We start from the raw sequence: 17491 nt of genomic DNA, 5'->3' as shown, positions 1-17491 counted from the left end.
GCTTCCCGTGCGAGAAAGGTCCCCGTTGCGTGACGCCGACTGCCGCCTTCCGCACATTGTCGCTGACAGTGTGCTTCGCTGACGAGTCACGGTGACCGGACCACTCAGCCAACGTTTGGCTACTCTGTGTCACGAGATCGTTACGGATTTCGACTCCGATGCTGGTGGCCAGGTACGACAGATCGGCAACCGTCTCCACGAACCGTTACGGGTCGCTATCGCCGGTCGCTTGAAAGCCGGAAAGTCGACACTAGTAAACGCTCTCATCGGCAGGCGTGTCGCCCCGACCGCGGCCGGGGAGTGCACTAGAGTCGTCACCCGGTTCCGGTACGGCCCCGCCGACCGCGTCGACGTCGTCACCCGCGACGACCAGCGGCACAGCCTGCCCCTCGACGACGACGGCATGGTCCCCGCCCGCCTCGGCGTGCCCGCCACCCGCATCGCCTACGTCGACGTCACCCTCACCAATGACCGATTGCGGACACTGACCGTCGTCGACACCCCCGGCCTGTCGTCGACCGACACCGCCTCCAGCGACCGCGCCGCCCAGGTCGTCGGCGACGCCCCGTTCGACGAGCACATCGACGCCGACTCCGCCGCCGAGGTCGCCGCCGCCGAAGCCGTCGTCTACGTCTTCACCCAGGCCGTGCGCGCCGACGACGTCCACGCCCTCGACGCGTTCCACGACGCGTCCGCCCGCCTGGCCGCCGGCCCGATCAACGCCCTCGGCGTCCTGGCCAAGGTCGACACCCTCACCGGCGGCGCCGACGACCCCTGGCCGGTCGCCCTGCCCCTGGCCCGCCAGCAGGCCGGGCTGCTCGCCCGCACCGTCGGCGACGTCGTCCCCCTCGCCGGGCTGCTCGCCGAGACCGCCGGCGCCGGACGCCTCACCCGCGCCGACCGCGACGCCCTCGCCCAGCTCGCCGCCCTGCCCGCCGACGACCTGCAACTGCTGCTCGCCTCCGTCGACCTGTTCCGCACCCTGCCCGCCCCCGTCCCCGCCGAACGCCGCGAACGGCTGCTGGGCCGCCTCGACCTGTACGGCATCGGCTTCGCCTGCGCCCAGCTGACCACCGACCCGCGCCTGGGCACCGGCGAACTCGAACGGCGCCTGCTCACCGCGTCCGGCCTGCCCCGGCTGCAGCAGAGCCTGGACCGCTCGTTCGGCTGGCGCGCCGACGCCATCAAAGCCGGCTGGGCCCTGACCCGCCTGGAACGCCTCGCCGGGCACACCGCCGACCCCCGGCTGCGCACCACCGTCCGCGACGCCCTCGAAGACGTCCTGCGCGACCCCGCCTACCACCGGCTGCGCCTGCTCGACGCCGCGCAACGCGCCGCGTCCGGCGCCGTCCGGCTGCCCGCCGACCGGGAGAGCGAACTGATCCGCCTCGCCACCAGCGACGACCCCCGCCACATCCTCGACCTGCCCGACGCCGGGGAGAAAGAGCTGATCGCCGCCGCCGCCCGCTGGCGCGCCTACGCCGTCGACGGCGCCGGCCCCGCCCAGGCCCGCATCGCCCACATCGCCCACCGCGGCCTGCAACTGCTCGCCCAGGAGGTCCGGACCCGATGCGCGACCTGACCCCGCTGATGGACGCCGCCGTCCGCGACACCCTCGCCTACCTGCGCACCGTCGACATGGACGCCGCCGCCGACCTGGCCCAGCTGCGCCGCACCCAACTCACCCGGCCCGGCGTGGTCGTCGTCGGCGAAACCAAACGCGGCAAGAGCTCCCTGGTCAACGCCCTGCTCGGGGTGCCCGGCCTGTCCCCGGTCGACGCCGCCGTCACCACCGCCACCTACCTGAGCTTCGTGCCCGGCGACACCTACCACGCCCGGGCCTGGCTGCCCGAGGGCGGCGAACCCGTCGACGTCGACGACCTCACCGACTGGGCCGCCGGTAAACGCCGCGCCCGCCGCATCGAGGTCACCCACCCCGCGCCGCTGCTGCAATACCTCACCCTGCTCGACACCCCCGGCGCCGGCGGCCTCGACCCCGCCCACGCCACCGTCGCCCTCGACGCCGTCCGCCGCGCCTCCGCCCTGCTGTTCGTCGCCGACGCGTCAGCACCGCTGTCCGAACCCGAACTGCGCTTCCTGGCCGAGGCCGCCGAACGCGTCGACGCCGTCGTCTTCGCCCTCACCAAGATCGACGCGTTTCCGCAGTGGCGGCGCATCGCCGACGACAACCGCGCCCTGCTGCAGGCCCACGCACCCCGCTTCGCCGCCGCCCCCTGGTTCCCCGTCTCCGCCCGCCTCGCCGAACTGGCCCTGGCCGCCGGCGGCACCCGCCAGGACACCCTCGCCGACGCCTCCAAGATCCCCGGCCTGCAGCACGCCCTGATCGAACTCGCCGGCCGCGGCCACCAACTGCAACTGGCCAACGTGCTGCGCGCCGCCCGCGGCGAACTCGGCCGCCTCGAAACCCAGGCCGAGGCGAAACTGCAGACCGCCACCGCCGACCCGGCCCGCCAGGCGCAACTACGCGCCGACCGGGCCGCCCTGGCCGCCCGCAAACGCACCGAGAGCCGCCAATGGTCACTGCTGCTCGGCGCCGAGGTCCAGCGCGCCCGCGTCGAAACCGTCGGCGCGCTGCGCAGCCGCATCGCCGAACTCCAGCAGGACCTGTCCACCGGCATCGACAAGATGCGCGGCCCCGACCTGGCACACCTGCCCGACCACGTCGACACCCAGCTGCAAGCCGTCGCCGCGCAACTGTCCGAACGACTCGAGACCACCTTCACCCAGGTCGCCGCACACGTCCTCGACGAAGCCTTCGACGACGACGACCGCGACACCGTCCTCGGCAAGGTCAACGCCACCCTGCGGCACGCCCTCGCCGCCACCCCGCCCCGCGACGGCTCCGGCGACAACCTGCTCATCGCCCTGTCCGCCGGCGGCATCGCCTTCATGGCCGGGCGCGGCGCCGCCCTCGGCCTGTCCGTGCTCGGCGCCGCCGGCGGGCTGCTCGTCCCGGTCGCCGGCCTCGGCCTCGGCCTGGCCGCCGGCGGCTACGTGCTGTACCGCCGGCGCGTGCACACCGACCGCCAGCACGCCCGCACCTGGCTGCGCGACGTGCTCGCCGAAGCCCGCGCCGCCCTCGCCGACGAGGTGTCGGTCCGCTTCACCGACCTGCAGTACGCGCTGTCACTCGCCCTCGACGACGCCGCGGAACGACGCCTCAAGGACCTCGACGCGCAGATCGCCGAGATCGACGCCGCCGCCGCCGAGGACGCCGGCGGCCGCGCCCGCCGCCGGGCAGCGGCCCAGCAGGAGCTTGACACGGTACGCGTACGGGTACGGCAGGCCGACGAGGCCCTGCTGCGGGCGCGTGCCCTGACCCCGGCGCCGATCGACGACGAGAGGAACAGATGAGCGACCACTGGGGCGGCTTCGACCACCACGACGACGACCACCACGACCTGCCGGACCTCCCGGACGGCCCCGACCTGCCCGAAACCCACGAACTCCACACCCCCGACCTCGACCAGCACGACGACTGGGACCACCACGACACCCCCGCCGCCGAGCACGACACCGCCCCGCCCGACCTGCCCGAGACCCACGACACCCTCACCACCGGCGACGACTTCCCCCCGCACCTCGACGTCGGCGACCTGCCCGAACCCGTCGACGGCTTCCCCTGGGTCGACGCGTCCACCCTCGGCGCCCCCGCCGCCTGGACCGCCGGCACCGACCCGATCGACGCCCACGACCTGGCCGCCTACGCCGGCATCGACATCCCCGACGGCGCCGACCCGTGGACGATCCTGGCCGCCTCCGACGACCCCGCCGTCGCCGCCCTGGCCCGCTGGTGGACCCCCGATGAACAGTGACGCGGGTCTCCCGTGAACGAGCACCGGATGGCATCATGTGCGCGCACCGACTGACACCCAGGAGCGCACACGATGGCCGTCACCGGCACCCCGACCCCCGCCACCGCCGGTAAGCGGGAACGCCGAGGCTGGTACCTCTACGACTGGGCCAACTCGGCGTTCCAGAGCACCGTCATCACCGTCTTCCTCGGCCCGTTCCTGACCAGCGTCGCCGAACAGGCCGCCGGCTGCCCCCTCGGCACCGACGACTGCGACGGCGTCGTGCACCCCCTGGGCATCACCGTCGCCGCCGGCAGCTACTACCCGTACCTGGTGTCGCTGTCGGTGTTCCTCACCGTCTTCGTCCTGCCCGTCATCGGCGCCATCACCGACCGCGCCCCCCGCAAGAAACCCCTGCTCGCCGGCGCCGCGTTCCTCGGCGCCGCCGCCACCATCGCCATGGGCCTGGTCACCGGCCAGCGCTACCTGCTCGGCGGCATCCTGTTCCTGATCGCCAACATCGCGTTCGGCGCCGCCATCGTCGTCTACAACTCGTTCCTGCCCCAACTCGCCGAACCCGACCAGCGCGACCGCGTCTCCAGCCGCGGCTGGGCCATCGGCTACCTCGGCGGCGGCCTGCTCCTGGCCCTCAACCTCGTCGCCGTCACCCTGCTCAGCGAGGACGACAACCCGCAACGCACCCTCGACCTGGCCCGCTGGTCCATCGTCTCGGCCGGCGTCTGGTGGGCCGCGTTCACCCTCCTGCCGCTGCTGTGGCTGCGCGACCGCCCCGGCGCCCAGAGCACCACCACCCGCGGCAACGTGCTCACCGACGGCTTCCGGCAACTCGGCCACACCGTCCGGCACATGCGCGCCTACCCGCTCACCCTCGCCTTCCTCGGCGCCTACCTGATCTACAACGACGGCATCCAGACCGTCATCACTCTCGCCAGCCAGTTCGGCACCGAAGAACTCAAACTCGAACAGTCCACCCTGATCATCACGATCCTCATCGTGCAGTTCCTCGCCTTCGGCGGCGCCCTGCTGCTCGGCGCCGTCGCCACCCGCCTCGGCGCCCGCAACACCATCCTGATCAGCCTCGCCCTGTGGCTCGCCGTTGTCGCCGCCGCCTATTGGCTCCCCGAAGGCGAACCGATCCCGTTCATGATCCTCGGCGCCGGCATCGGCCTGGTCCTCGGCGGCAGCCAAGCCCTCAGCCGCAGCCTGTTCTCCCAGCTCATCCCCGAAGGCCGCGAAGGCGAGTACTACGGCTTCTACGAGATCAGCGACAAAGGCACCAGCTGGCTCGGCCCCCTGCTGTTCGGCCTGATCTTCCAGCTCACCACCAGCTACCGCCTCGGCATCGTCTCCCTCGTCGTGTTCTTCCTCCTCGGCGGCCTCCTGCTCGCCCTCGTCCCGATCCGGCGGGCCATCGTCGCCGCCGGCAACACACCACCCACAATCGTCTGATGCTGCACATCCCCATCGACCCGGACGCGCCGACCCCGCCCTACGAGCAGGTCCGGCTGCGCATCGCCGCCCTCGCCGCCGACGGCACCCTCGCCGCCGGCACCCGGCTGCCCCCGGTCCGCCAACTCGCCACCGACCTCGGCCTGGCCGCCAACACCGTCGCCCGCGCCTACAAAGAGCTCGAACAGGCGGGCCTCGTCGAAACCCGCGGCCGCCTCGGCACCGTCATCACCGCCCGCGCCACCGGCACGTCCCTGCGCGCCCAGAACGCCGCCAAGACCTACGCCGACACCATCCGCACCCTCGGCATCCCACCCGAGACAGCATTGGCCCTGGTCAAGGCCGCCCTGGAAACCTGAGAACCGACAACCTTTCCTTGCCTGCCTCCGCTGTGGTCCGGACCGTCGCTCCCGCGGGGACCCTTGCGGGCTCCGCAGGGCGCTGACGCGCCCAGAACGCGAAACCCTCCAGGGCGACCTGCGCGGTGGGGCACGCTCACCCCGAACACCAACCCCGGCGCCGCGCCACCGCACTGCCCGCCGGTGCCGCCTCCCGGCTGGCGCTCACGGGTGCCTCACCGCGGCGAAGCACCCGTGAGCACCAGCCGGGACCGCGACGCCGCTGCCACCCCGGCCCGAAACGCGCTCCCGCCCCTCGGCTGGTGCTCACGGTCGTTATCCATCCCTCATGACAACCGTGAGCACCAGCCGGAAACCGCGACGCCGCCACAAACCGGGGCCCCGCCGGCGGTCACCGGATTTTGTCGTACCCCACGGGTAGGCAGTAAGGCATGAACATCGCCGTCACCACTCCCACCGGCAACGTCGGCTCCCGCGTCACCCAGCTGCTCGTCCAGGCCGGCATCCGCCCCCGCCTGCTGCTGCGCGACCCGGCCACACTCGACCCCGCCCTGCACGACCTGACCGACCTCGCCGTCGGCGACCTGCGCGACCCCGCCTACGTCCACGCCGCCACCGAAGGCATCGACGCCCTGCTCTGGGCCACCCCGGAAAACGTCTTCGCCGACGACCCCCTCGCCGAGATGGCCACCATGGTCGACGCCGGCACCGCCGCGGTGCGCGCCCACGCCGTGCCCCGCGTCGTGCTGCTCAGCAGTGTCGGCGCCGAGCTCGGCACCGGCGCCGGCCTGATCGACGGCCTCGCCCGCAGCGAACACGAGTTCACCGCCACCGGCGCCCGCGTCCTTGCCCTGCGCAGCGGCTACTACTTCACCAACCTGCTGGCCTCCGCCGACGAGATCCACGCCGGCACCGTCACCACGACCAAACCCGCGGACGAGCCGATGCCGTGGGTCGACCCCCGCGACGTCGGCGACATCGCCGCCGCCCGCCTGCTCAACCCTGCCTGGCCCGGCGGCGTCCAGGCCGTCCACGGCCCCGCCGACCTCACCTGGGCCGACGTCGCCGGCCAGCTCGGCGCCACCCTGACCGTCATCCCCGACACCGAGATGGCCGACCGCCTCACCCTGGCCGGCATGCCCCCGAAAGCCGTCACCGCGGTCCTCGCCATGACCTCGGGCCTGCGCGACGGCTTCACCCCGGAACAACCCCGCACCCCGCTCACCACCACCCCCACCACCCTGAAGGCGTGGGCCGCCGCGGCGCTGACTACTCCGGCAGCAGGCCGCTGATCAGGGCACGCAACCCCATCTCGTAGGTGTCCTGCGCGGCCAGGGCCGGCCACCGCTCACCGATCGCCGACAGGTGCGGGGTGTCCGCCGGCGCGAACACCACCGGCGGCCGCGCCCGCGAACGGATCCGGACCAGGATCTCGCCGACCGTGTAATACCAGAGACTGCGGAACACGTGCACGGCCCGCTCCGGCGTGCACCCGCACTCCACCGCCGCGCCGACGATCACCTCGACCAGCTGCACCGCCGGCCCGCCGAGGCGCCCCAGCAACCCGTCCGTGGTGAACTCCGCCGCCGCCCACGGCCACCCCGCCAACGCCTGGCGGATCGTGGTCGCCGCCACCACGATCCGCTCCCGCGGATCCTCCGGCAGCACCGGCAGCGGCACCTGCCGCGCATACTCCGACAGGACCAGGACCAGCAGCTCGTCCTTGTCCCGCACATGGTGGTACAGGGTGGTCGCCCCGATCCCGAGCTCGGCCGCCAGCCGCCGCACCGTCACCTTCTCCCACCCGTCCGCATCGATCAGGCGACGCGCGGCGGCCAGGATCTCCGGGCGGGACGTGACCGGTGGCCGGCCGGTACGGCCGTGGGTGGCGGGCATCGCCCCATTCTTCCTGGCACATCGGCGGCCCTCACCCGCCGGGCCTTCCCTGCTATTTTCGGAACATGTTCCGAAAGTCGAGTGACACCCTCACCCTCACCGCCGCCGCCACCGTCCAATTCCTGATCTCACTGGACCTGTCCGTCGTCAACGTCGGCCTGCCTGACATCGCCACCGGCCTGCACTTCAGCCCTCTCGGCCTCACCTGGGTCATCCACGCCTACGCCCTCACCTTCGGCGGCCTGCTCCTGCTCGGCGGAAAAGCAGCCGACCGCTACGGCCGCAAGACCGTCCTCCTCACCGGCCTCACCCTCTTCGCCACCGCCTCCCTCGCCGGCGGCCTCGCCCAGCACCCCGCCGCACTCGTCACCGCCCGCGCCGCCCAGGGCATCGGCGCTGCCGCCCTCGCCCCCGCCGCCCTCGCCCTGCTCACCGCCACCTTCCCCACCGGCCGCCGCCGCGTGCGCGCCTTCGGCATCTGGGCCGCCACCAACGCCGCCGGCGGCGCACTCGGCGTCCTCATCGGCGGCCTGCTCACCCAATACGCCGGCTGGCGCTGGATCATGTTCATCAGCGTCCCCCTCGCCACCACCGCAGCAGCCCTCACCTGGCGCGGCGTCCCCGCCGACACCCCCACCGTCGCCACCGGCCGGCCCGACATCCCCGGCGCGCTGCTCGGCACCGCCGGCATGACCCTGCTCGTGCTCGGCATCGTCCGCACCGACCCCGCCACCGTCGCCGTCGCGGTGGCAGTGCTCGCCATGTTCGTACGCACAGAGAAAAGAACCCACCGCGAGCCACTGATCAGACCCGGACTCCTCACCAACCGCGCGGTCACCGCGCCAACCTCTACAACCTCCTCCTCGGAGCAGCCATGGCCGCCTCCTTCTACTTCGCCTCCCTCTACCTGCAACACGTCCTCGGCCACGGACCAGCACGAACCGGCATCGAATTCCTGCCCTTCGCCCTCGCCGTCATCCTCGGATCCGTCGCCGCGATCAAGCTCGGCTACCGGCTCCCGCCCCGCACCCTGCTGATCATCGGCGGACTCCTCACCGCCGCCGGCTTCCTCTGGCTCGGCCGGATCAGCCCCGGCGGCACCTACCCGCACGACGTCCTCGGCCCGTCGCTCCTGGCCGGCACCGGCTTCGGCCTCAGCCTCGCCCCGGTCGTCTCCCTCGCCACCGCCGGCGTCGCCACCCACGAAACCGGCACCGCCTCCGGCCTGCTCAACAGCTCCCGCCAGCTCGGCGCGTCCCTCGGCCTGGCCGTCCTCGGCACCGCCGCCGACCACCGGCCCACCCTCAACGACGGCTACGCCCTCGGCCTCACCCTCGCCGCCGGGCTCCTGCTCGCCGCCGTCCTCGTCGCCACCCTCGTCCTGCCGAGAAGCACACCGGCCCCCGCCGGCGTACCCGGCAACGAAAGAGCCCGACACAGCCGACGAGGCGTACCCGGCGACGAGAAGGCCGGACACCGCCCTTGAGAGGACGTCGCGGGCGGCCGGTGCTCACCGTGGTCACCGGGCACGAAACAACGACGGTGAGAACCAGCCCGCGAGCTCGCGGCGACGCGCCCTCCCGGGCCTGCCCGTAGTTTTCAGACCAAAACAACGGTAAGAACTGAGGGTTGATCAAGGTCTGTCCCGAGCCCTAGCGTGCCGTCCGTTTGGTGACGGTCGATGCTCAGGCGGTGGGTTCGTGGCGACTCAGGATGTGTTCTCGGCGGAGGAACTGGCGCGGCTTCGGGGCTTCCCGGAGATCAACCGGGCGGAGCTGATCCGGTACTTCACGTTGACCGGTGCGGACGAGGCGTTCGTGCGCCAGTTCCGGACCGGCCGCAACGTGCTGGGTGTGGCGGTCCAGCTGTGCACGCTGCCGTGGCCCGGGTTCGTACCCGATGAGGTGGCGTTGGCGCCGGACGCCGTGGTGGGCCGGTTGTCGCAGCGGCTCGGGATCGCGATGGGTGAGCTGCGCGGGTACGGCGAGCGCGAACAGACACGTACGGATCATCTGCGGGAGGTGGTCGGCTACGCCGGCTGCCGGTCGATGGACAACGCCGTGTGGAAGGACCTCGACGAGTTCCTGTTCGCCCGGGCGATGGAGCACGACTCGCCGAAGCTGCTGTTCCGGCTGGCCTGCGAGTACCTGCTGTCGTCCCGGGTGCTGCGGCCCGGGGTGATCCTGCTGCTGCGACGGGTGGCCGCGGCTCGGGCTCACGCGAGGACGGAGACCTGGGCGCGGGTGAAGCACCTGCTCTCCGGCCGGCGGTGCGCCGAGCTGGATCTGCTGTTGGTCCCGGACGCCTATCTCGGCCGGACCCCGCTGGCCTGGCTGGGTGTGGGGCCGACGTCGTCGAGCCCGGCCGCGGTGAAGACGGAGCTGGAGAAGCTGGCCTACCTGCGGCGCCTGGACGCGCACACCGTGGATTTGTCGATGCTGCCGGCGGAGCGGCGCCGGTTTCTGGCCGGGGTGGGCCGCCGGTTGACCGGGCAGGCGTTGCAGCGGCGCGAGCCGGAACGCCGGTACCCGATCCTGCTCACGCTGCTGTCGCGGTCGGCGGTCGACGTGCTCGACGAGACGCTGCTGCTGTTCGACCAGGCGATCAGCGGCCGGGAGGCCGCTGCGAAGCAGAAGGTCGCCGAGGCCCTGGCCGAGCGGGCCAAGGGCGGCGAGAACCGGCAGGCGTTACTGGACGAGATCCTGACCATCGTGCTCGACACCGCGATCGGCGACGAGCAGATCGGCAGCATGCTGCGCACCAGTATCGGCTTGGACCGGATGCGCGCGGCGTGGGCCGAGCGCCGTGAGCGGCCGCCCCGCGATCACGGTCAGCTCAGCATGTTGGACGCGTCGATGTCGTACCTGCGCCAGTTCGCCCCGGCCGTGCTGGCCGCCGTCGAGTTCGACGGCGGGCCCGGCACCGAGCAGCTGATGCAGGCCGTCGGGATCCTGACCGGTCTGTACGCCACCGGTGCCCGGAAGGTCCCGGCCGACGCGCCGGTCGGGTTCGTGCCGACGAAGTGGGCCGGCTACCTGGTCGCCGCGGAGCAGGCCGGCGACGTCACCGCGTACCGCCGGTACTGGGAGCTGGCCGTGCTGGTCGGCCTGCGCGACGGGCTGCGCTCCGGCGATATCTTCGTGCCCGGCTCGCGCCGGTACGCCGATCCCGCGTCGTTCCTGCTCACCCCGCAGGCATGGGCGCCGCAGAAGGTGGAGTTCTGCCATCTGGTCGGCAAACCGGTCGAGGCCGCCGACGCGCTCGCCCAGGCCCGCGACGAGCTGCACACCGCGCTGGCTGACCTGGAGACCTAGCTCGCGAAGGGCAACCCGGGCGAGGTCCGGCTCACCGACGACGGCGAGCTGATCATCCCGCCGCTCACCGCCGAGGACGTACCAGCCGAGGCCGACGCGCTGCGCACGGAGTTGGCGGGGATGCTGCCGCGGGTGCCGATCGCGTCGGTGCTGGTGGAGGTCGACGCCCGGACCGGGTTCACCGACCACCTGGTGCACGCCGGCGGGAAGGTCGCCCGGCCGGCCGAGCTCAAACGCAACCTGATGTACGTGATCATCGCGGAGGCCACGAACATGGGCCTGTCCGCGATGGCCGAGTCCTGCGGCGTGCCGTACGACGTGCTCGCCTGGACCGCCGAGTGGTACTTCCGGCCCGAAACCCTGGAAGCGGCGAACGCCGCGGTGGTCAACTACCACCACCGGCTGCCACTGACCCGCGCGTTCGGGTCGGGAACACTCTCGTCGTCGGACGGGCAGCGGTTCCCGGTCAAGGGCAAGAGCATCACCGCCCGCCACCTGTCCCGGTACTTCGCCCGCGGGCAGGGCGTCTCCACCTACACCCACGTCTCCGACCAGCACTCCACCTTCGACACGAAGGTCATCGTGGCGACCGCGCCGGAGTCGCACTACGTCCTCGACGGGCTGCTGGGCAACGAGACCGACCTACCGGTCTTCGAGCACGCCACCGACACCCACGGCGCAACCCTGGCCAACTTCGCCCTGTTCGACCTGGTCGGCAAGCAACTCTCGCCGCGGATCCGGGACCTCGGGAAGATCACCCTGTACCGGACCGGGCCCCGCGCCGACTTCCTGGACCGGTACCCGCGCGCCGGGGCGCTGCTGACCCGGCGGCTGAACCCGGACCTGATCACGGACATGTGGGACGACCTGCTGCGGGTCGCCGCGTCCGTGCAGGGCGGGCACGCCACCGCGGCGCTGGTCGTCGGGAAGCTGTGTTCCTCGAAACGGCAGCAGAACGCGCTGACCAGCGCGATCAAGGAGTACGGGGCGCTGCGTCGCACGGTCTACGCGGCCCGGTACCTGGCCGACGAGATCTATCGGCGGCGGATCTCCCGGCAGCTGAACAAGGGCGAGAACCTGCACGCCCTGCGCCGCTCCCTGGCCTAAGCCGGCGAGGGAGCGCTGCGGCGCCGGCACCACGAGCAGCAGACCGAGCAGATGTGGTGTCTGACTTTGGCGACCGACGCGATCGTCTGCTGGTCCACGGAGTACCACGGCCTCGGCGTGGCCGCCCTGCGTAGAGGCGGCCGCGACGTCGACGACGAGGTCCTGGCGCACATCTGGCCAACCCACCACGAGAACGTGCACTTCTACGGCACCCATTCCGTCGACATCGACGGTGAACTCGCCCAGCTCGACACCGACGGTTACCGGCCCCTGCGGTTGCCCGGGTATGGGGTTGGCGAAGATCGGTACAACGGTCAGCACTGATAATGATCTTGTCGGGTGGGGCTACGTAGACATTGCGTTCCCGATGGACCGCCCGGGAGGATTTGCAGTGGCGTCGTTCGGGATGCCGTGGCGGCGATCAGGTCATCGCGATGACGATCTTTCCCCGGGCGGCGCCCTTCGCGATGTGGGCAAGGGCTTCCGGGGTGGAGGCGAACGGGTAGACGCGGTCGACGACCGGGCGGATGGTCCCGTTCTCCACGAGGGCGGTGATCTCGCTGAGCTGTTTGCCGCTGGCCCGCATGAACAGGAACGAGTAGTCGACACCGAGCTTCGCGGCGGTGCGCCTGGTCTGCAGGCTGAGCAGGCGGGTGGCGATCTTGAGGACGGGGTTTCCCCCGATCTCGCGGGCGAACTCCGGGTCGGGAGGGCCGGCGATGCCGATGACCTTGCCGCCGGGCTTGAGGATGCTCATCGACTTCGCCACGCTCTTGGGGCCCTGACTGTCCAGGACGACGTCGTAACCCTCGAGCACCGTCGCGAAGTCCTGGGTGCGGTAGTCGATGACGATGTCCGCGCCCAGATCTTTGAGGGAGTCGGCATTCTTGGCGCTCGCGGTGGTGGCCACCGTGGCGCCGAGGTGTTTGGCGAGCTGGATGGCGATGGTGCCGACCCCGCCGGAGCCGGCCTGGACGAGTACCTTCTGGCCGGGCCGCAGGTTCGCGCGTTCGACGAGCGCCTGCCAGGCGGTCAGGGCGACCAGGGGCAGCGAGGCGGCTTCGGTCATGGTGAGGTTGGCCGGTTTGAGTGCCAGGTCGTCCTGGCTCACGGTGAGGAACTCGGCGAAGGTGCCGATCCGGTCCTTGTCGGGACGGGCGTAGACCTCGTCGCCGGGCTGGAACGCGTGGACCCCGGCGCCGACCCGGACGACAACGCCGGCCAGATCGTTGCCCAGGACCAGGGGCAGGCGGTAGGGCAGGATGAGCTTGAACTCCCCTTCTGCGATCTTGGTGTCGAGCTGGTTGACGCCGGCCGCGTGGATACGGACTAGGACTTCGTCGGCGGCGACTCCGGGCTCGGGCAGGTCGGCGAGCCGGAGGTTCGGCTTCTTGTTGTAGCGGTCGATGACGTATGCCTTCATGGCGTTCTCCGGGTGAGGTCGTGGGTGCAGGTGACGGGCGCTACAGGGTTCGCTGAGCCAATTGTAGTATGGTCGTAATCCTAAAGGGTCGGAACATGACATGCAGCACCCGTCGGGCGAGGGAGGAACCGTGGCGCGCTACGGCACGGAGCACAAGGAGGCGACGCGGCGGCGCATCATAAAGGTCGCCGGCCGACGCTTGAAGAAAGACGGCCTCGATGGCTCCGGCGTGACGACGTTGATGGCCGACGCCGGGTTGACCAACGGCGCCTTCTACGCACACTTCGCGTCCAAGGATGCTCTGGTCGCCGCGACCATTACCGATCAGCTCCAGGAGCAGCAGGCGTTGTTGCGGCAGCTCGCGGACGAGCCGGACGGGTTCGCGCGCTTCGTGCGGGCGTATCTCTCACCCGGGCACCGCAACGACGCCGAAAGTGGCTGCCCGTCCGGAGCCCTGCTCGACGAAGTGGCCCGCAGCTCGCCGGAGATCCGCCGGGCCTACAGTGCCGGCATCCTCGGCGTGGCCGACGACCTGGCCACGCTGATGGCGCCGGGCGCCCCCGGGACCGGGCGGCGCCGAGCTCTGGGATGCATCGCCATCCTCGTCGGGACGCTGCAGCTCGCCCGGGCGATCGATGACCCACAGGAGTCCGAGGCGGTGCTCGCCGAAGGAGCGCGAGCCATCTCCGCCCTGCTCGCGACCCCCGAGCACTGACTGACGCGGGTCGCCGGATCGCACTTCGGCAGGTGTGCGATCCGGCACCCTTACGCCGCCATAGAAGTATGGTCATAATATAACCAAAGGTGACGACGATGTCGGGTGTCACCGGGGCGATCAGCACACGGAGGACACGCTCATGACAATCTCGTCCGGCCACACCGAGGGCATCAGCGCCGGTTACCGCACCGCCCCGACACGGACACTGACCGCCGGAGGCGTCACCTGGGCCTATCGCGTCCTAGGCACTCCTGGTGACGTTCCGTTGATCCTGTTGCCGCACCTGGCTGCGGTTCTGGACAACTGGGACCCTGCGGTGGTCGACGGGCTCGCCGCCGGGCGGCAGGTGATCGCCTTCGACAACCGCGGGGTCGGCGCCACCACCGGCGAGACACCGAACAGCGTGGAGGCCATGGCACGCGACGCGGTGACCTTCATCCGCGCGCTGGGCCACCAGCAGGTGGACCTGCTGGGCCTGTCCCTCGGCGGCATGGTCGCCCAGGTGATCGCCCACCGCGAAGCGCACCTGGTCCGCAAGCTGATCCTCGCCGGCACGGGCCCGGCCGGCGGCACCGGCATCACCAAGGTGACCCGCCTGTCGAACCTGGCCCTGCTACGCGGTGCTCTGGCCCGCCAGGACCCGAAGAAATACCTGTTCTTCACCCGGACCGCAAACGGGCGGCGCGCCGCGGACGAGTTCCTCGCCCGGCTACAGGAACGCGCCCAGGACCGGGACACCCCCGTCGCGCTGAGCACCTACCGGGCACAGCTGCGCGCCGTCAGCCGGTGGGGCCGGGCCCGCGCCACGGACCTCTCCCTGATCCATCAGCCCACCCTGGTCGCCAACGGCGAACAAGACGTCATGGTGCCCACCGCGAACTCCGTCGACCTGGCCGAACGGCTGCCGAACAGCGAACTCGTCCTCTACCCCGACGCCGGGCACGGCGGCATCTTCCAGCACCATGCCGCCTTCACCGCCACGGCCTTGGCCTTCCTGGCCCGCTGACCACCCCCACCCCATGGCATCGCCAGGCTGGCGATGACCGTCCGATCGCGCAAAGGACCCCCGCTATGACCTCGTCCTCCGCTCTGTGGCAACCGTTCACCCTGGGCAGACTCCAGCTTGCTCATCGGCTCGCGCTGGCGCCGATGACCCGCAGCCGCGCTAACGCCGACGGCACCCCGGGAGAGCACGCCGCGGACTACTACGGCCAGCGCGCTTCCTTGGGTCTGGTGATCACCGAGGGTGCCCAGCCGTCCGAGGACGGCCAGGGGTACCTGAACACCCCGGGTATCTACACCGCGGAGCAGATCGCCGGCTGGAAGCCGGTCGCCGACGCGGTGCACGACAACGGCGGGCACTTGTTCATCCAGCTGATGCACGTGGGCCGGATGTCTCACCCGGACAACACGCCGCATCACCGCCAGCCGGTGGCGCCCTCCGCGATCTCGGCCGAGCAGGACATGTTCACCGCGACAGGTCCGCAGAAGACTCCGGCGCCGCGGGAACTGAGCACGGCGGAGATCCACGACGTGATCGGTGAGTTCCGTCATGCCGCGGCCAGCGCGATCGCCGCAGGTGCGGACGGGGTGGAGATCCACGCCGCCAACGGATACCTCCTGCACCAGTTCCTCTCCCCGAACGCGAACAAGCGCACCGACGAATACGGCGGATCGGTCCAGAATCGGGCCCGGTTCGTCATCGAAGTCGCCAAGGCCGTCGCGCAGGAGATCGGCGCCGACCGCACCGGGATCCGCATCTCCCCGGCCTTCCCCCTCGGCGGACTCGACGAGGGCGACACCGAATCGGTCCGCGCCCAGTACCGGTATCTCGTGGGTGAGCTGGCCGAACTGGGTTTCGTCTACCTCCACGTCCATCACCTCGGTGACGACGAACTACTGCGCTCGTTGCGCGACACCTGGCCGACCGCTGTTCTCGTGGTCCGTTACGGCCGCGAGCGGGAGCAGATCGCGGCGGACATCGACGCAGGCCTCGCCGACATCGCACCGCTCGGACGATTCGCACTGGCGAACCCCGACGTCGTCGAGCGGCTGCGCACCGGCGCCGCCCTCAACGAGGTGGACCCGGCCACCATCTTCGGCGGCGGCACGGCCGGTTACACCGATTACCCGGCTCTCACCGAAGCCTGACTCCACCCAGGCCGTCAAGCCGATCGATCCTCGACCCGCGACCAGAACAAGGGAAAACACACCAACGGTCGTCACGCCGCTACCCGGTGACACCGATCGGCTTACGCATCCGCACCAGCGGGACCGGAGCACCACCCGCATCGTCGGCCAACCGCTCCACCGCCACGAACCCCGCCGCCCGATACAGCGGCTCCCCCGACAACGTCGCCATCAACTCGAGCACCGCGAAACCCTCCGCCGCGGCCGCCGCCTCACTCAACGCCAGGATCAACCGCCCGACACCCCGGCGCGCGAAACCCGGACGCGTGTACATCGCCCGTACCTTCGCAGGCTCCCTGCCCGGATCCAGCAGCGCCGCATCCCGGCCCACCAAATGATCACCGCCGTAGAGCGTCGCCCGCCGGCTCCACCCGCCACACCCCACGATCAGGCCCTCGGCCTCGACCACGAAATACGTCCCGTCGTCGATCAGCGCCGTGTCCAACCCCATGATCGCCTGGCTCGACGCGATCTGAGCCTCGTCCAGGAACCCCTTCTGCAGTTCCCGGATCGCCGCCCCGATCAGCACCTGCAACTCGGCGAGATCATCCCGGACAGCCAAACGATGCGTGAGCTCCACGACCGGCAGTCTGCTCACCTCGCCGACTTCGCGCCAGCCGATTTCCCCCTGCCGCCGCGATGGCGTCATCACCCGGCAACGCGACGACCGACACCCGAGCCGCGCCGCTCCCGGACCAACGCCGAAACCAAAAGGTTGTCCCGTCGGCGAAGCCGGCCTTTTCAGGTGTTGAGTGCGGCTTGCCGCACTGCCTCTACGGCATCCTAGGATGCCGCGTCACGGGCCCCAGTCGAGCTGCGCATCCGGGACACCGACCGCGCGGCCGTACGCCACCGCCTCGTCCCGCCCCGCGACATCACCCACCGCATACCGGAAGATCCGCCCCGCGAAGACCACGACGTGCTCCCCACCCGAGCGGAAGTCCGCATACCAGCCGCCCTCCGCCGACAGCCCCGCGCTCAGCGCCGCCGCCAACTCCTCGGCACGCTCCGCCGGCGCGGCCACGTCCAGCAACGTCCACACCCCCGGCTGCCCCGGCCCCGGCGCGGACACCGCCACCCGCGACACCCGCGTCAGCTCCAGCCCCGGCACCACCAGCGCAGCCCCGGGACGAAGACCCTCGGCGACGATCCGACCCTTCACCATGCCGCCGATCCTGCCACCGCGGCAGGATCGGCGG

General features: G+C 71.3%; 14 protein-coding genes and 2 pseudogenes. 12 read left to right on the top strand and 4 right to left on the bottom strand.

All coding sequences use genetic code 11. From position 1 onward, the window contains the following. The first annotated feature begins 91 nt into the window (after positions 1–91). The 6 genes from Acy02nite_RS41145 to Acy02nite_RS41120 all read left to right on the top strand — a co-directional run bounded on the left by Acy02nite_RS41145 (position 92) and on the right by Acy02nite_RS41120 (position 6936). The gene (locus tag Acy02nite_RS41145) at positions 92–1582 is read left to right on the top strand and encodes a dynamin family protein (RefSeq protein ID WP_203754196.1); all 1491 of its coding nucleotides are present in this window, start codon (positions 92–94) and stop codon (positions 1580–1582) included. Then, positions 1570–3375, top strand: a complete 1806-nt coding sequence (locus Acy02nite_RS41140) for a dynamin family protein (RefSeq protein WP_203754194.1) — start codon at positions 1570–1572, stop codon at positions 3373–3375. The genes Acy02nite_RS41145 and Acy02nite_RS41140 overlap by 13 nt, the downstream gene beginning before the upstream one ends. Next, positions 3372–3836, top strand: a complete 465-nt coding sequence (locus Acy02nite_RS41135) for a hypothetical protein (RefSeq protein WP_203754192.1) — start codon at positions 3372–3374, stop codon at positions 3834–3836. The genes Acy02nite_RS41140 and Acy02nite_RS41135 overlap by 4 nt, the downstream gene beginning before the upstream one ends. 72 nt (positions 3837–3908) lie before the next feature. Then, complete coding sequence (locus Acy02nite_RS41130) at positions 3909–5285, top strand: MFS transporter (RefSeq protein ID WP_203754190.1); 1377 nt, start codon at positions 3909–3911, stop codon at positions 5283–5285. Between the two features lie 2 nt (positions 5286–5287). Further along, entirely contained in the window at positions 5288–5644 is a 357-nt protein-coding gene (locus Acy02nite_RS41125) for a GntR family transcriptional regulator (RefSeq protein ID WP_203754338.1), read from the top strand. A gap of 431 nt (positions 5645–6075) precedes the next feature. After that, on the top strand, positions 6076–6936 hold the full coding sequence (locus Acy02nite_RS41120) for an NAD(P)H-binding protein (RefSeq protein WP_203754188.1): 861 nt from the start codon (positions 6076–6078) through the stop codon (positions 6934–6936). Here Acy02nite_RS41120 and Acy02nite_RS41115 read toward each other — a convergent pair. Then, positions 6914–7540, bottom strand: coding sequence for a TetR/AcrR family transcriptional regulator (locus tag Acy02nite_RS41115; RefSeq protein ID WP_203754186.1), 627 nt, complete (start codon positions 7538–7540; stop codon positions 6914–6916). The genes Acy02nite_RS41120 and Acy02nite_RS41115 overlap by 23 nt on opposite strands. A gap of 65 nt (positions 7541–7605) precedes the next feature. On the opposite strand from Acy02nite_RS41115, the pseudogene Acy02nite_RS41110 reads away from it, so the two are divergent. From Acy02nite_RS41110 to Acy02nite_RS47560, 3 genes and pseudogenes are all read left to right on the top strand, one after another. Further along, positions 7606–8244: pseudogene (locus Acy02nite_RS41110) on the top strand (MFS transporter); the annotation flags it as partial. 170 nt (positions 8245–8414) lie between these two features. Continuing rightward, the gene (locus Acy02nite_RS46930; protein ID WP_239175716.1) at positions 8415–9026 is read left to right on the top strand and encodes an MFS transporter; all 612 of its coding nucleotides are present in this window, start codon (positions 8415–8417) and stop codon (positions 9024–9026) included. 214 nt (positions 9027–9240) lie between these two features. Then, a pseudogene (locus Acy02nite_RS47560) lies at positions 9241–12285 on the top strand (Tn3 family transposase). Between the two features lie 97 nt (positions 12286–12382). Here the strand turns inward: Acy02nite_RS47560 and Acy02nite_RS41100 are convergent. After that, positions 12383–13384, bottom strand: a complete 1002-nt coding sequence (locus Acy02nite_RS41100) for an NADP-dependent oxidoreductase (RefSeq protein WP_203754182.1) — start codon at positions 13382–13384, stop codon at positions 12383–12385. 130 nt (positions 13385–13514) lie between these two features. Here Acy02nite_RS41100 and Acy02nite_RS41095 point away from each other — a divergent pair, with 130 nt between their 5' ends. The 3 genes from Acy02nite_RS41095 (at position 13515) to Acy02nite_RS41085 (ending at position 16253) form a co-directional block, all read left to right on the top strand. Beyond that, on the top strand, positions 13515–14099 hold the full coding sequence (locus tag Acy02nite_RS41095) for a TetR/AcrR family transcriptional regulator (protein WP_203754180.1): 585 nt from the start codon (positions 13515–13517) through the stop codon (positions 14097–14099). Between the two features lie 142 nt (positions 14100–14241). Next, positions 14242–15108, top strand: coding sequence for an alpha/beta fold hydrolase (locus Acy02nite_RS41090; RefSeq protein ID WP_203754177.1), 867 nt, complete (start codon positions 14242–14244; stop codon positions 15106–15108). A gap of 65 nt (positions 15109–15173) precedes the next feature. Beyond that, positions 15174–16253, top strand: coding sequence for an alkene reductase (locus Acy02nite_RS41085; RefSeq protein ID WP_203754174.1), 1080 nt, complete (start codon positions 15174–15176; stop codon positions 16251–16253). Positions 16254–16332: 79 nt separating this feature from the next. Here the strand turns inward: Acy02nite_RS41085 and Acy02nite_RS41080 are convergent, their stop codons facing one another. Together Acy02nite_RS41080 and Acy02nite_RS41075 are read right to left on the bottom strand one after the other, a co-directional pair. Further along, entirely contained in the window at positions 16333–16872 is a 540-nt protein-coding gene (locus Acy02nite_RS41080) for a GNAT family N-acetyltransferase (protein WP_239175712.1), read from the bottom strand. 216 nt (positions 16873–17088) lie between these two features. Beyond that, entirely contained in the window at positions 17089–17457 is a 369-nt protein-coding gene (locus tag Acy02nite_RS41075) for a hypothetical protein (protein ID WP_203754171.1), read from the bottom strand. Between the last annotated feature and the right edge of the window lie 34 nt (positions 17458–17491).

Source organism: Actinoplanes cyaneus, assembly GCF_016862095.1.
Classification (GTDB): domain Bacteria; phylum Actinomycetota; class Actinomycetes; order Mycobacteriales; family Micromonosporaceae; genus Actinoplanes; species Actinoplanes cyaneus.
The sequence above is the reverse complement of the archived record's forward strand: the minus strand, read 5'-3'. Positions and strand labels throughout refer to the sequence as shown.